Here is a 14,683-nt window from a genome sequence, read left to right as displayed (position 1 = left end):
AACGGAGAAAATCCGTTTGCTTTTTTTGAATTCAGGAAGTTTGCTAAATATTATTTCAAAAATTTATACATTAATAATTCATCTGCATAAGACCCATCATTTCTTTTAATATGTTTAATTTTGCGTCCTTCCTCCTGAAATCCAAATCGCTTGTACATATGAATCGCTCTTTGGTTATAAGCAAAGACTTCCAGGCATACTTTTTCCAGACCCGGTTCCTCTTGCGCCCACTTCAGAAATTGCTCCATCATTTTGCTTCCCAGTCCCTGATTACAATGCTTCTCCTGTATTGTGATCCCGAAATAGCCCAGATGCTTCACCTTTTTGCTTTTTGACCGCCGAAAGTTCAGCATTCCAATTACTTCATTGTCAACTTCCGCTAATAAAATTAGATCCCCATTTCTTATGCTCTGTTCAATCCACGCTTCCTCTTCTTCAATTGTTAAATTAAATTCCTCCGCTTCGGTCATTAAAAAATCACTTTCCCCAAAAGCCTTCCGGCAATGCGCCAAAATGGCTTCTGCATCACATTTTTCAGCTGATCGAATCTGCAATTCCAGTTCCCCCACTCTTTTTTTAAATCTATTATATGAAGCTATGCAAATAATTTCCATGTTTTTTTACCATAATAAAATGGAATTAAAAGAGTATTAATGATTTGGAGGGATTTCGTAATGTCTAATACTCAAAACAATCCACAGGAATTTCCGCCTCAGCATCAGGAACATCAGCCCGGCACAGAGGCACCAATGCAGCCTGAGCCCCAAACGGTTGATCCAAATTATAAAGGGTCCCATAAATTAAAAGGAAAAGTTGTTTTAATAACAGGTGGAGACAGCGGCATCGGAAAATCAGCCGCCATTTATTTTGCTAAAGAAGGAGCAAGCGTGGCAATTGTCTATCTGGAAGAACATGAAGACGCAGAAAAGACTAAAGAGGCCATTCAGGCTGAGGGACAGGACTGTCTGCTGATCTCCGGTGATATCGGAAGTGAAACATTCTGCAAGGATGCTGTCAGGAAAACACTTGATAAATTTGGTAAAATTGATGTACTTGTTAATAATGCTGCAGAGCAGCATCCTCAAAAAAGCCTGCTTGATATCACTGCTGAACAGCTTGAAAAAACATTCAGAACAAACATCTTTTCATTCTTCCACCTGACAAAAGCAGTTCTTCCTCACCTTAAAAAAGGAAGCTCAATTATCAATACTGCTTCCATAACAGCTTATGAAGGAAACGAGCAGCTAATCGACTATTCTTCAACAAAAGGTGCGATTGTCTCCTTTACACGCTCATTGGCCAAATCGCTGGCTGGACAGGGAATTCGCGTAAATGGAGTTGCTCCTGGACCCATTTGGACACCGCTTATTCCGTCTACATTCACCGCGGATAAGGTATCAAAATTTGGATCAAATACCCCAATAGGCAGAGCAGGACAGCCATATGAATTGGCTCCGGCCTATGTCTATCTTGCCAGTGATGATTCATCTTATGTGAGCGGCCAGATGATCCATGTCAATGGCGGTACTATTGTAAACGGATAAACAGACAAATCGAAAGGGAAGCCCGCCCCAGGCTTCCCTTTTTTTATGACACAATCTGTGGTTCTTCAGTATTCGGACTGCTGCATGAACAGCGTTTTACAATTTTATGGGGAATAATAATTCGCTTTACAGGCTCCCGCGGGTTTTCAATTCTGTATATGAGGCTTCGTGCAGATTCAAACCCCAGATCGAATATATTAATATCGACAGAAGTTAGGGGAGGCCTGGACATTTCAGCCAAAAGCACATTATTAAAGCTGATGATAGACATATCTTCAGGAACTCTTATACCCAATTCATCCAACGTATTCAGGACACCCAATGCCATTAAGTCGTCGGCAACCACTAGGGCAGTTGGTGGTTTTTTCAGGGAATTGAGTCCTCTGACAGCTTCCTGGCCTCCTTCTTTTAAGAATTCCTCATGAACAATATATTCATTTACCAGCTCAATGCCAGCATCCCTTAATGCTTTTTCATAGCCAAGCAGCCGTTCAACTGTAACGGTTAGATTCAAGTTCCCCCCGACAAACGCAATGTGCTTATGGCCAAGCTTAATCAAGTACTCCGTTACTTCTTTGGCTGCACGGAAATTATTATTATCTACGTAAGTAATTTCTTCTTCGTCTGAAAAAGGCTTGCCTATAACAACAAAAGGGAAATCTCTTTCCTTTAAGAAGGCCAGAACTTTATCCTCCACTTTTGAATATAGCAAAATCACTCCATCTACCCGGCCGCCCTGTACCATCTGGACAACACCTTCATAAATCTCATCATCCGTTTTCCCTGTTGTCATATGGAGGGCATAATGCCTTTCATGAGCTCCCTCGCTCAGACCCCTAAGGACAGTTGGAAAGAAGGGGTTCTGAAATACAACATCCGTAGAACTGGGCATTATCAGCCCAATTGCACGGGTAGACTGGCTTGCAAGGCTGCGGGCAATAAAATTCGGATGGTATCCTAATTGCTCCATTGCCTCCCTGACTTTTTGCTTGGTTTTCTCGCTGATGCGAGGATTGTTGGCAATTACCCTTGAAACAGTAGAAGGCGCAACTTTTGCCATCTTTGCTACATCTTTAATTGTGACTGCCAATAGAATCACCCTCTCCGTGAGGTCTCTGTTATTAATATTATAATCAAAACAGGTTTGATTTTCTTTCCTTTTTTAAACAGTTAACAGGAATAGGAAGAAGGGGAGGCTCTAATGCCAAAATTACTCGGATTTCTTCTTTTTTGACCGCTTCCATAATAGATAGATAAAAATCATAAAAGCAGAATAAACTGCTGCGAGAGCTGCAATCAGCGGAATATTCAATCCTGATTTTTCTGCCAGAACATATACTTCAGCCTCTTCCCGGTCAATGATTAACTCATATTTACCGTCTTTTTCTCGGATGAGATCATCAGCAATCATGCCGCGAAGCTCTTTTCCTGCTTTTAATTGAGTGGAATCAAGTACCGCTTTCTGTGACTTTGTTGAATTATTGATCGCTATAACCGATGTTTCATCTTCGTAAGTCCGCTTATAAACGGCAAAACCGTCCTTTTCCTCCAGCAGTTCCATGTCGCCCCTTGTTAAAGATGGCAGCAATTGCCTAACTTCCCCAAGTTTTGCGATATAATCAATCAGTTCTTTATCTGTTCGGAAATCCATTTGCCTGCGGTTATCAGGGTCCTCACCCCCATCCATAGCTATTTCACTTCCATAATAGACAATGGGAATCCCAGGTGTGGTATACATGTATGTTAAGGCAAGTTTCCATCTTGGGCCCGGATGATGATTTTTTGTGATAGCATCCCTGGTGAACCTGACAGTATCATGATTATCCATGAAGCTTCCCATTAGATAGGGATTTTCATAAAATGCCTTATTTTGGTCCCAGCTTGCAAAAAGCCAGCTTAACGACTTGCCAGGCTCTGCAAAGGCAGTTCTTAAATGATCATTTAAAGGATAATCAACAAAGCCGTCAATCCCTGTTTTTTCATATTCAGCAATATATTTTGGATCATCCGACCACACTTCCCCAAGCAAATAAAAGTCTTCTTTTACTGACTTTACATTTTTGGCGAAATCGGTCCAGAATGATTTTGGAACATGCTTGACAGTATCAAGTCTATATCCATCAATATCCGTTTCTTCGATCCACCACTTTGCTGCATCAATTAAATAATTTTGCACCTCTGGATTTTCCTGCTTCAAATCAGGGAGTCCATAAATCCAGCCATTTTCAATCTCAGATTGATTCGTCCAGTTCATGATATCTTGTTTTTCATGGAACCAATCCTTTTTCCCGGGGTCATTAACCCATTCGTGATTGGAGCTCACATGGTTTACTACGAAGTCCAAAATCACTTTCATATCTCTTTTGTGAGCTTCCTGGACTAACTGCTTGAACTCATCCATTGTGCCAAAGTGTTCTTCCGTGTTATAAAAATCTTTAACCCAGTAACCGTGATAGCCCTTCTCTTCATTATCGAAAACGGGAGTCAGCCAAATTGCTGTAAACCCCATATCTTTAATATAATCCAGGCGTTCTGTAATCCCCTTAAAATCTCCGCCATGATAAGCTTTGGGGTCCTGAACCTCGACTTTAAAGTCATTGTTTGGATCTCCATTGCTAAATCGGTCAACCATTAAAAAATAAAATGTTTCATCTTGCCATTTACGCTCTTCTTTTTCAGCTGCTCCTGCCGGCAGGGCATAAAAAAGAAGAAACGGGATTAAGATGAAGGTTATGATTCCTTTTTTCATCGCCGCTCCTCCTTCATTTTTCAAGCCGCTGAGAGACCTGCAATCCAGTTCGCAGACTGCAGCGGCCAGTAAAGTTTCAGCCCTTTAAGATTAGCCTTTTGTTCCCCCTGCCGTCAAACCAGATACAAAGTATTTTTGGAACATAAGGAACAGTGCAGCAATCGGAATCGCAATTAAAACAGAGCCAGCTGCAAATTTTGTGAATTCATTTCCAAATTGCTTCGCCACCATTTCATACAAACCTACAGCCATTGTGAACTTTTCATCTGTTCTTAATAAAATTCTGGCAAGGATGAAATCCCCAAAAGGAGCAATGAAAGAAAATAGGGCAACTACCGCAACAATTGGTTTTGCGAGCGGCATAACAATTTGCCAGAAGACACGCAGATGGCTCGCACCATCCATTTTCGCAGATTCATCAAGTTCTTTAGGAATCGTATCGAGATAGCCCTTCATCAGCCAAGTATTCATTGGAATCTGTCCGCCGACATACACAAGGATCAATCCAAGATGAGTATCAATTAAACCAGTTCTTGTCGCTAATACAAAAATGGCAATCAGTGCTGCAAAGTTAGGTATCATTTGCAGTATCAGGAAAGTTAATAATCCATTTTTCCTTCCGATAAAGCGGTAACGGGAAAATGAGTACGCAGTGAAGGACACTGTAATAACGGTTAAAATCATGGTCAGTGTACTTATTTTCAAAGAATTCCAGTACCATTTAACATAATTGGACTTATCTGAATCAAAAAGATATTTGTAATGATCTAAGGTCGGATTTTCAGGAAACATTGTGGATCCCGACAAACTTTGGCCTGGGTTTAAGGAAGAACCCACTACCCACAAAAGCGGATAAATCACTATAAAGCTCATTAAGGCAATGATTGCATATGAAAAAGTCAGCCGGATTATTTTATTTTTCTTCATGCTCATAGCTACATCAAATCCTCTTCTTGGAATGATTTTGTTCTTCTAAACTGCCATAGAGCTACAGTGATGACGATGAGTGACAGAATCATGGTTACCGCTGCTGCTTTGCCGTATTGGGCAGAAGTCATTGTCAGTTTATAAATCCAGGATATAAGAATATCCGAACCGCCGGCGTTTTGGCCTGGAATGGCCGGTCCACCGCCATTGAACAAGAAGATTACATTAAAGTTGTTGAAGTTGAATGTATACTGAGTAATGATAATGGGTGCCGTTGCAAAAAGAACCAGCGGCAGAGTGATCTTTGAAAATTTCTGCAAAATTGTTGCACCATCAACTGTTGCAGCTTCATAAAGCTCATCCGGAATTGACTGCAGCACACCTGTTGTCATGGCAAAAATGAATGGGAAGCCAAGCCATGACTGAATAAAAATCAAGGCTAAACGTGTCCAGTTTTCCTCTGTCATCCATGGAATGGGACCGATGCCAATCGCATCCAGTATCGTTTTATTAATTACACCGAAAGTCTCATTAAACATGCCTGAGAAAATCAGGATTGATATAAATGCAGGAACTGCCCAAGGAAGAATGAAGATTGTTCGGATAATCGCTTTTCCTTTAAGATCCTTCTGGTTAACGAGAATTGCCAGGAAAATACCCAGAGCCACCTGCAAAGTGGTAGCTACGAATGTCCACACTATTGTCCAGCCCATTACGCCAAAGAAGGTTTTTCTCCATAAATCCAGCTTAAAGATATCGATAAAATTTTGTATGCCAACCCAATCTACCAGTTTTGCAGGCGGAGAATGATATAGATCATAGTTTGTAAATGCAAGAAGAACTACGAATAAGATAGGAAAAATAACTACGAAAACTAAGAGAAAAAATCCCGGTGATATCATTAAGTATGGAAAACCATTATCAAGGAGATTGTGGTACTGTTCTCTGACACTGTTTAATTTCAGCCCCAAATCACGCTTTTTTCCATTATTATATGCGTCATAAATATTGAATGCATATATGATAAGTCCCAAAGCTGTTACAATCAGTGCAATAATTCCATCGATCAGGAGAAAAATCGAGTGGTCCAGAACTGGAATTTCCCCCAGTGTAATAAGTCCCCAGAATCCCCAATTCAGTGTGTCATAGAATGCTGCAAAGAACGAAACCGTAAGAATTAAGAATATGGCACCTTTTACGAACTGTTTATTATAAAACTGTCCAAATCCAGGCAGGATGGATAATAGAGCAGCATTTCTTCCATAATTGGATGTCATTTTTTCTGTGTCCATATGGCTGTGGCCTCCCCTTTCTTTATAGGAGAAAGTATTTTCTATTAGTATAATTCATTTCCAAGATAATAGCGGCTGTTTTTTGTGCAAGCGGTTGCTTTTAAGAAGAACAGGAAAGCGGCTTCTGGCCGCTTTTATTTTCTTTCTATAAAAATGATGGGCAATACCTCCCGGGAGGTACCGCCCTTTGTCTGTCAAGCTTTACTTGGCAGGATGATTTGTTTCGATGTTTGTTTTAATGGTTTTTACTGCATCATCAAGTGCTGCTTTTGGCTCCGCTTTCCCTGTTGCAATTGTTTGAAGTGCGGAGGCCATTGGTCCCCAAACTTCAGCCATTTCAGGAATGTTTGGCATTGGAACAGCATATTGAGATTGCTCAGCAACTGCTTTTGCAGCTTCATTGTCTGCAATTACAGGGTCTTCAATAAGAGATTTTACAGGAGGGATTTCCTGAGTTGTCTCAAAACGGATTTTTGAGTTTTCTTCATTTGTTATATGCTCAACAAATTTTGTTGCCCAATAAGGATTTTTAGTGAATGCAGTTACATGCCAGCCTTTAACACCCATGAATGTTTTAACAGGCTCACCGTTTGGAAGCTTTGGCATTACAGAAACGCCAACCTCAATTCCTGCATCCTTCATACCTTGAAGTGCCCATGGACCATTCATAACAGAAGCAGCTTTTCCTTCATTGAATAGGCCATCCATTGCTGCTCCACCGCTTTCCCCGATGATTCCTTTAGGGAATAAGCCTTCACCGTACCATTTTTGAATGAACTCAGCACCTTCAACAGCGCCTTCGTTGTTTAAGCCTACATCTTCACGGTCTAATGCACCGTCATTTTCCTTGAAAACATATCCGCCCATGCCAGCAATAGGTCCGTGTGCGAAATAGAAATTGTCGAATAGAGCCAGGAATCCATACTGTCCGCCAGTCGTCAATTCTTTAGCTTGAGTATAAAGCTCATCCATTGTTTCAGGAGCTTTTTCCATTAATGCTTTATTATAGATGAAAACTGGTGTTTCAGTTGCTTTTGGAAGACCATAGAGTTTTCCGTCAAACATTTGAGCAGTGATGGATGATTCTGTGAAAGTATCAAGAACGCTGTCTTCTACTTTGATTTCCTGAAGAAGACCTTCAGTTACAACCTGGCCAATTTGGTCATGAGGAAGTGTAACAACGTCAGGTGCATTTCCGGCAGGTCCATCAAGTCTTAATTGGTCACGGATCTTATCTGCCATGCCCAACTCTTTAAATTCAACTTTAATTCCATACTCTTTTTCAAAAGACTCAATGGCAGGCTTTAAAGCTACGCCTTTATCTGTGTCTTCCCAAACTACTAATTTTTCAGGTTTTGGCTCTTCAGCCTGGTTTTCGCCTGTGCCGTTATCTTTATCTGTGTTTTCCGGCTGTGCCTCACGCTGAGGACCGCAAGCTGCCAGCATTCCGATCACCAATACCAGCATCATAAAGAAAGATAGTGACTTTTTCATGATATTGCCCCCTTTAAATAGATCTGTTGATTAATGTAAACGTACAACCGTTTGCACAAAATTGTAAACGCTTTAATCTATTTCTAAAAAAATGAGCGTTCACTTAAACTATTATCCAATGAAACCGCTTAATGAAAACGATTGCACAATTTCTAATTTTTATTATACAAGGTTTTTGGGCTTTTACAACTACTTTTTTCTAAATATTTTTAAGCGAAAATAAATTTTAAAAGATTGATCCTCATTTCTCTTCTATATTTTCATTTCTTTCATATGGTATAATGCAAGCGATTGCACTTTTGAAAGGGGAATTTCAATGGAAAAGGCAGCTATCATACATTACCCAGCTGATCATTATGTTTATCCTATCAACAAGAAAACCTTACATATTAGACTGCAAACAAAGAAAGATGATGTTTCTGAAGTCACATTAATACACGGTGACCAATACCTGTGGGCGGATGGAAAATGGCAGTATGAAAATACTGATATGAAGAAATCCGGCTCTGATGGCATTCATGATTATTGGCATGCCTATATTGACCCGCCATTTAGAAGATCAAGATACGGCTTTCGATTAAAATCTGGTGAAGAAGAATTAATTTTGACTGAAAAAGGTTTTTACGAGGAGGCTCCTTCTGATTCAGGTTATTATTTCAACTTTCCTTATCTCCATCATGAAGAAGTATTTAAAGCTCCTGCCTGGGTGAAGGATACGGCCTGGTATCAGATTTTCCCGGAAAGATTTGCTAACGGAAATCCCGGCAATGACCCCGAAGGAGTACTTCCCTGGGGCAGTGAAAAGCCTTCTCAGGATAACTTTTTTGGCGGGGATTTCGAAGGTGTCATTGAACATCTGGATTATCTTCAGGAGCTTGGCATTACCGGCATCTATTTCACGCCTGTTTTTAAGGCATTTTCCAACCATAAATATGATACAATAGATTATCTGGAAATTGATCCCCAGTTCGGTTCAAAGGATACATTAAAAAGACTGGTTGAAGAATGCCATAAGCGGGATATTAGAGTGATGCTCGATGCCGTTTTTAACCATAGCGGATACTTCTTTCCTCCTTTTCAGGATGTGCTTAAGAATGGAGAAAAATCACAATATAAAGATTGGTATCATCCGCATAGTTTCCCGCTAAAAGGCGGGGAGTACCCTAATTATGAGACCTTCGCTTTTGTTGAGCAGATGCCAAAGCTGAATACAAATAATCCCGAGGTAAAAAAATATTTGCTCAAAGTGGCCAGTTATTGGATTGAAGAGTTTGATATTGATGGCTGGCGGCTGGATGTGGCCAATGAAGTTGACCATCAGTTCTGGCGTGAATTCAGGCAGACTGTTAAACGAATTAAACCTGATATCTATATATTAGGGGAAATCTGGCACAATTCCATGCCCTGGCTGCGCGGAGACCAGTTCGATGCTGTCATGAACTATCCTTTTACCACCAACTTGCTTAATTTAATTGCAAAAAAATCCATTACCGGAACTGAATTCGCCAATAATATGACCGCTGAAATCCACAGTTATCCAGCCAATGTCTATGAAGCTGCATTCAATCTGGTTGGAAGCCATGATACACCCAGAATTTTAACGGAATGTGAAGATGATAAAGACAGGGTAAAACTTATTTATACACTTTTATTTACCTTTATGGGTTCACCATGCCTATATTATGGAGATGAAATTGGGCTCAGCGGTGAAATGGATCCAGGCTGCAGAAAATGCATGGAATGGGATGAGGAAAAACAGGATCGAGATTTGCATTTTCATATTCAGAAGCTTATTAGGCTGCGGAAAGAAGAAAAGCTGCTGGCAAATGAAGGCCATTTTGAATTTATTCAAACAGATTCTAAGATAGTTGCCTACCGCAAATATGATGATTTTAAAACAATCATTGTGCTCGCCAATCCTGCGGATGAAAGTACGGAAGTTACTTTGCCTTACCCGCTGAAGGGTGTAAAGATTACGAATATGCTTACAGACGAAGAATTTGCAGCAGAAGCGGAGAACCTTAAAGTTCAGCTTGATGGATGGGGGTTTGAAATCCTGTCCTTTCCCGCCAGCTTCAATAAATAGGAAACCTGATTGAACTAAGGAAAGTTCTTAAGGGCAAGACCTTAAGGCTTTTCTTTTTTCGTTTTTAAATTGTCGTCGGCCCCTCCTATTTACATGAAAATTTACCTGCAAACAGGGAGAATATCCATGACTAAAAACCAGAAAAAATTGACATTATTTGCATTAACCTGGCCGATCTTTATAGAAATATTGCTTCACATGCTTATGGGGAATGCTGACACGCTTATGCTCTCGCAATATTCGGATGAATCCGTAGCTGCAGTCGGTGTGTCAAATCAGATCCTTTCGCTCGTGATCGTCATGTTTGGATTTGTTGCAACTGGGACCTCCATCCTTATCGCTCAAAATTTAGGCGCAAAAAATAATAAAACAGCTGCTGAAATTTCAATTGTCTCCTTAGGGGCAAACCTTGTATTTGGAATCATCTTAAGTATCCTTCTATTCGCATCAGGCAAACCTCTGCTTCGGTTGATGGATTTGCCGGAGGAACTTTTAAGCCAGGCAAACGCCTACTTGGTCATCGTTGGCGGCTTTTCCTTTGTCCAGGCATTGATTATGACAATTGGATCCATCATCAGAAGTTATGGATTTACCAGAGATGTTATGTACATTACCATAGGCATGAACATTTTAAATGTAATAGGCAATTATTTATTCATTTTTGGCCCATTCGGTTTTCCTGTATTGGGTGTAGAAGGAGTGGCCATCTCAACTGTCGTCAGCAGATTGATCGGATTTGCTGCTGCTGTTGCCGTCCTGCTTAGAAGAACAGAAAAAGCACTTCCGTTCCGCTTACTTTTCCGCTTCCCAAAGGAACATATCAAAAATCTTTTAAGAATCGGTATCCCTTCAGCAGGAGAACATTTATCCTATAATGGGTCACAGATGGTCATTACCATTTTCATCGCTGCTCTGGGTACAGAAGCTCTGACTGCAAAAGTTTATGCTCAAAATATAATGATGTTCATTTTCCTTTTCAGTGTCGCCATCAGCCAGGGCACTCAAATCCTGATAGGCCATATGGTAGGTGGAAAGGATTATGAGGCCGCCTATAAGAGGTGCATGAAAAGCCTGCGCCTTGCCATTATAATTTCGTTCGGAACTGCCGTTCTTTTCTCCTTGTTCTCAAAAGAATTGATGGGCATATTCACTTCTAATCCTGACATCATAAAGGTTGGAAGTGTACTCATTCTTTTGACCATCCTCCTGGAGCCAGGCAGATCGTTTAATTTGGTCGTCATTAACTCCCTCCGTGCAGCCGGCGATGTAAAATTCCCCGTTTATATGGGGATCTTGTCCATGTGGGGCGTAAGCGTCACCCTTTCCTATGTTCTTGGAATTCATTTTGGACTGGGACTTGCCGGTATTTGGATCGCCTTTATTGCCGATGAATGGCTTAGAGGATTGCTCATGTTATGGCGCTGGAAATCCAGAGTCTGGGTTAACAAGTCTTTCGTGTCTTCAAAAGCTGTTTAAATAAGAAAAGCGGAAGTGCCTTGCTCACGAAGGTACGCAGACTAAGAACGCCACGTCCTCCCAAAAGCTGCCTCTTTTGGTCGTGCGTGTATCGCTTCCGCTATTTTCCTTGTCATGTGGCAGCCTGTTTGACCCCATAAAAACAGCGGCAGTAAAGACTGCCGCTGTTTTTTCATTCTGCAATATTTATATTATAGTCTTTAAACCAAATATGAATCTGTGCAAGGTGTGCTAACAGCTGAGGTCCAGTCATGAGCTGACCAAACCATGGTTTCTGGAATGAGTCACCGCCCGATTCAATTATATTCTTCAACTGCCTGTAATCAAAGAATTCATACAGAGCGGATGACCGGTCTTCCAAGTATCCCGTGAGTATCTTTTGGACTGTACCCGTATATTCCGGATTATGCGTTTTAGGGTACGGGCTTTTCTTTCTGTATAAAACTTCATTCGGCAGGATGCCTTCGAGTGCTTTGCGCAGGATTCCTTTTTCGCGGTTTCCATGCATTTTGATCTCCCAAGGAATATTCCATACATATTCCACCAGGCGATGGTCGGCAAAAGGCACCCGGACTTCAAGGCTCGCCCCCATACTCATTCTGTCTTTACGGTCCAATAGGGTTGTCATAAAGTAAGTCATATTAATATAGAAAAGTTCTCTCCTGCTTGCGTCTTCCTTGCTCTCCCCGTCTAAGACAGGGGTTTCAGAGATTGCCTGAAGATATTTCTCCATGGCATAGTCATGAATATTTAGTTTCTTACTCCAATCTTCTTTCAATAGTCCCTGTCTGGCTTCGAGAGACCTCATCCATGGGAAGCCCTTTCGCTTTAAGTCTTCCTCTCTGTGAAACCATGGATAGCCGCCAAATATTTCATCCGCGCATTCCCCTGATAAGCTTACAACAAAATCCTTTTTTATTTCCCTGCAAAACCATAGCAGGGAAGAATCGATATCAGCCATGCCAGGAAGATCCCTTACATGCACGGATTCGATTAAATCCTCTGCCAGCTGCTGCTGGGTGATTATACAGCTGTTATGTTTCGTTTTAAAGGTATCGGACATCTTTTGGATAAATGCTCCATCTGAATTTGGCTGAAACTCATTAGCCTTGAAAAACTCCTCATTCCCCTCATAATCTATCGAATAAGTGTTCAATTGACCCTTTCCATCTCTTTCGTAAGCTTTTGCCGCAATGGCTGTGATGGCACTCGAATCCACACCGCCGGATAGGAACGTGCATAACGGGACATCCGAGACCAGCTGCCTTGTTACAGCATCCGTAAATAATTCTCTGACTCGTTCAGCAGTTTCCTCTACATTATCCTCATGATGCACACTTTTCACATTCCAATAACGCCATACCTTCAGTCCATTTCTTGAAAACGTCAGCGCATGTGCAGGTCTTAATTCGTCAATGCCTTTGAAAACTCCTGAACCCGGGGATCTTGATGGCCCCAGTCCAAAGACTTCTGCCAGGCCATCCCTGCCGATTTCAGCTTTAACATCAGGATGGGCCAAAATAGCCTTCAATTCAGATCCGAATATAATGCCCTGCTTCGTTTCTCTGTAAAATAAAGGTTTAACCCCTAAACGGTCCCTGCCTATAAATAATTGTTCTTTCTCCTCATCCCATACAGCAAATGCATAGATGCCATTCAAATATTGAAGGCAATTTTCTCCCCATTCGATATAAGAAGTCAGCAAAACCTCAGTGTCAGAATGGCCATCAAACGAATATCCTTTTATAAGGAGTTCTTTACGGAGATCCTCCGTATTATAAAGCTCTCCATTATAGCAAATAGTATAGCGGTTTTGATGTTTTTTCCTAGTCATTGGCTGTTTTCCGCCTGCCGGGTCTACAACGATTAACCTTTTATGGCCGAATCCAGCATGCACATCTGTCCATATGTTTGTTTCATCTGGACCCCGCTTTGCCAGCGTATCCGCCATTTTGCCAATTGCTGCCGTTTCTTTTCTCAAATCCTTTTGGAAATCAATCCAGCCGGTTATTCCACACACTTTACATCATCCTTTCAAAGCGGAATCGCATGGGCACATTTTTCATGATGCTATTGTATGCACAGCCTAGAAAAAAGTTAATTGTCCACATACAAGCGGTTATAAAAATCGCCAAAACTGTCTAAAAAGAAGTTGAGGAAGTTAATGGAGGTTTTATATGAATAGACAGCAGCGAACAAAGCTTATTGAATATCAATCCCGTGCTTTTACAGAAGGCACTGTAGAGTATATTAATGAACAATGGGTGTTTTTCGACAATGAAACAGATGAAGCATCATTATTGGATGAATTCCTCCATCAGGAAATGGAAGTATTCCGCTTTAAACGCTGGAAGAAAGGCATTTTATTCGAGGATGGCAAAGTGGCCTTTGATGATGAAATATTTCACTTGAAGAATCAGGACTCGATCCGCATCCGAAAACATCTTGTTTTCTCCCTCGAGAGATTACTGGAGGAAGTAAATGATGATGCTTTTTATCAGTTCGTAACCACTTTAAATTCCATGCAATTTTCGGTTTATGACTGCATTTATTGCTATAACCAGCTGGCATTTTTCAATGATAAGGACAGAAAAAGCGGTGTGAACTTCATCGTTTTTGATAACCAGGATCATATTTGCAATGTGCAGCACCATTTTTGCTATTACGAAAAAATGAGTGACCGGTTTGAATTCACCTTAAACAGCGGAAAAAGGATGGTTATTGAAAAAATTTCTTCATAAGAAAAGCGGAAGCACCTTGACCACGAAGGAACGCAGACTAAGAACGCCACGTCCTCCCAAAAGCTTACGCTTTCGGTCGTGCGAAGTATCGCTTCCGTAGCTTTCCTTGTCCTGTGGCAACGTCTGCATGCCCCCCATGCTGGGGGCCTCAAGCGCAAGACGAGCCTCACGGAAAGGCGTTCTTTGCCTTTTTGGGAGGCTTGCCCGAAATGTGGAGGCGACTGCACAGGGACGACAGGCATAAGTCGGTTCTTGTAAGAAGGTGTTCTTCCTTCTGAAAGGAAACGGCTTATGACCCCTAGTCCCTAGGAACCGCAACAAGACAAGCTTGTGACCTCGAGGGGGTAGGCTGCTTGCGCTAGACAGTTATCGAC

11 protein-coding genes are annotated in these 14,683 nt (G+C 41.3%); 4 read left to right on the top strand and 7 right to left on the bottom strand.

Annotation, left to right across the window (positions count from 1 at the left end):
- Nucleotides 1–50: 50 nt before the first annotated feature.
- Nucleotides 51–554, bottom strand: a complete 504-nt coding sequence (locus JI665_RS01120) for a GNAT family N-acetyltransferase (RefSeq protein WP_206835213.1) — start codon at nucleotides 552–554, stop codon at nucleotides 51–53.
- Nucleotides 555–674: 120 nt separating this feature from the next.
- Here JI665_RS01120 and JI665_RS01115 point away from each other — a divergent pair, with 120 nt between their 5' ends.
- Nucleotides 675–1,544, top strand: coding sequence for an SDR family oxidoreductase (locus JI665_RS01115; RefSeq protein ID WP_206835211.1), 870 nt, complete (start codon nucleotides 675–677; stop codon nucleotides 1,542–1,544).
- Between the two features lie 43 nt (nucleotides 1,545–1,587).
- On the opposite strand, the gene JI665_RS01110 is transcribed toward JI665_RS01115, so the two are convergent.
- From JI665_RS01110 to JI665_RS01090, 5 genes are all read right to left on the bottom strand, one after another.
- Nucleotides 1,588–2,634 carry a LacI family DNA-binding transcriptional regulator gene (locus tag JI665_RS01110; protein WP_206835207.1) on the bottom strand — a complete coding sequence of 349 codons (1,047 nt, stop codon included), beginning with the start codon at nucleotides 2,632–2,634 and terminating at the stop codon, nucleotides 1,588–1,590.
- A 120-nt stretch (nucleotides 2,635–2,754) separates the two neighbouring features.
- The gene (locus JI665_RS01105; RefSeq protein ID WP_206835204.1) at nucleotides 2,755–4,293 is read right to left on the bottom strand and encodes an alpha-amylase family glycosyl hydrolase; all 1,539 of its coding nucleotides are present in this window, start codon (nucleotides 4,291–4,293) and stop codon (nucleotides 2,755–2,757) included.
- A gap of 90 nt (nucleotides 4,294–4,383) precedes the next feature.
- Nucleotides 4,384–5,226: a sugar ABC transporter permease gene (locus tag JI665_RS01100; RefSeq protein ID WP_206835202.1), complete on the bottom strand. Its 843-nt coding sequence runs from the start codon at nucleotides 5,224–5,226 to the stop codon at nucleotides 4,384–4,386.
- Nucleotides 5,227–5,228: 2 nt separating this feature from the next.
- Nucleotides 5,229–6,512, bottom strand: a complete 1,284-nt coding sequence (locus JI665_RS01095) for a carbohydrate ABC transporter permease (RefSeq protein WP_206835200.1) — start codon at nucleotides 6,510–6,512, stop codon at nucleotides 5,229–5,231.
- Nucleotides 6,513–6,713: 201 nt separating this feature from the next.
- Entirely contained in the window at nucleotides 6,714–8,006 is a 1,293-nt protein-coding gene (locus JI665_RS01090; RefSeq protein WP_206835198.1) for an extracellular solute-binding protein, read from the bottom strand.
- Nucleotides 8,007–8,322: 316 nt separating this feature from the next.
- Between JI665_RS01090 and JI665_RS01085 the strand changes: the two genes are divergently transcribed.
- The gene (locus JI665_RS01085) at nucleotides 8,323–10,092 is read left to right on the top strand and encodes an alpha-glycosidase (RefSeq protein ID WP_206835195.1); all 1,770 of its coding nucleotides are present in this window, start codon (nucleotides 8,323–8,325) and stop codon (nucleotides 10,090–10,092) included.
- Nucleotides 10,093–10,218: 126 nt separating this feature from the next.
- Nucleotides 10,219–11,568: an MATE family efflux transporter gene (locus tag JI665_RS01080; protein WP_206835193.1), complete on the top strand. Its 1,350-nt coding sequence runs from the start codon at nucleotides 10,219–10,221 to the stop codon at nucleotides 11,566–11,568.
- A gap of 172 nt (nucleotides 11,569–11,740) precedes the next feature.
- On the opposite strand, the gene asnB is transcribed toward JI665_RS01080, so the two are convergent.
- Nucleotides 11,741–13,588, bottom strand: a complete 1,848-nt coding sequence (gene asnB, locus JI665_RS01075; protein WP_206835191.1) for an asparagine synthase (glutamine-hydrolyzing) — start codon at nucleotides 13,586–13,588, stop codon at nucleotides 11,741–11,743.
- Nucleotides 13,589–13,745: 157 nt separating this feature from the next.
- On the opposite strand from asnB, the gene JI665_RS01070 reads away from it, so the two are divergent.
- Complete coding sequence (locus JI665_RS01070) at nucleotides 13,746–14,309, top strand: DUF2777 domain-containing protein (RefSeq protein ID WP_206835188.1); 564 nt, start codon at nucleotides 13,746–13,748, stop codon at nucleotides 14,307–14,309.
- Nucleotides 14,310–14,683: the final 374 nt, after the last annotated feature.

It is taken from the genome of Bacillus sp. NTK034, from assembly GCF_017303275.1.
In the GTDB taxonomy this organism is placed as follows: domain Bacteria; phylum Bacillota; class Bacilli; order Bacillales; family Cytobacillaceae; genus Cytobacillus.
This window is presented reverse-complemented; position numbering and strand designations above follow the sequence as displayed.

Coding starts and splice junctions, on each gene's coding strand:
- JI665_RS01115 (WP_206835211.1), top strand. CDS start 675: ATGTCTAATACTCAAAACAATCCACAGGAATTTCCGCCTCAGCATCAG.
- JI665_RS01105 (WP_206835204.1), bottom strand. CDS start 4,293: ATGAAAAAAGGAATCATAACCTTCATCTTAATCCCGTTTCTTCTTTTT.
- JI665_RS01100 (WP_206835202.1), bottom strand. CDS start 5,226: ATGAGCATGAAGAAAAATAAAATAATCCGGCTGACTTTTTCATATGCA.
- JI665_RS01095 (WP_206835200.1), bottom strand. CDS start 6,512: ATGGACACAGAAAAAATGACATCCAATTATGGAAGAAATGCTGCTCTA.
- JI665_RS01090 (WP_206835198.1), bottom strand. CDS start 8,006: ATGAAAAAGTCACTATCTTTCTTTATGATGCTGGTATTGGTGATCGGA.
- JI665_RS01085 (WP_206835195.1), top strand. CDS start 8,323: ATGGAAAAGGCAGCTATCATACATTACCCAGCTGATCATTATGTTTAT.
- JI665_RS01080 (WP_206835193.1), top strand. CDS start 10,219: ATGACTAAAAACCAGAAAAAATTGACATTATTTGCATTAACCTGGCCG.
- JI665_RS01070 (WP_206835188.1), top strand. CDS start 13,746: ATGAATAGACAGCAGCGAACAAAGCTTATTGAATATCAATCCCGTGCT.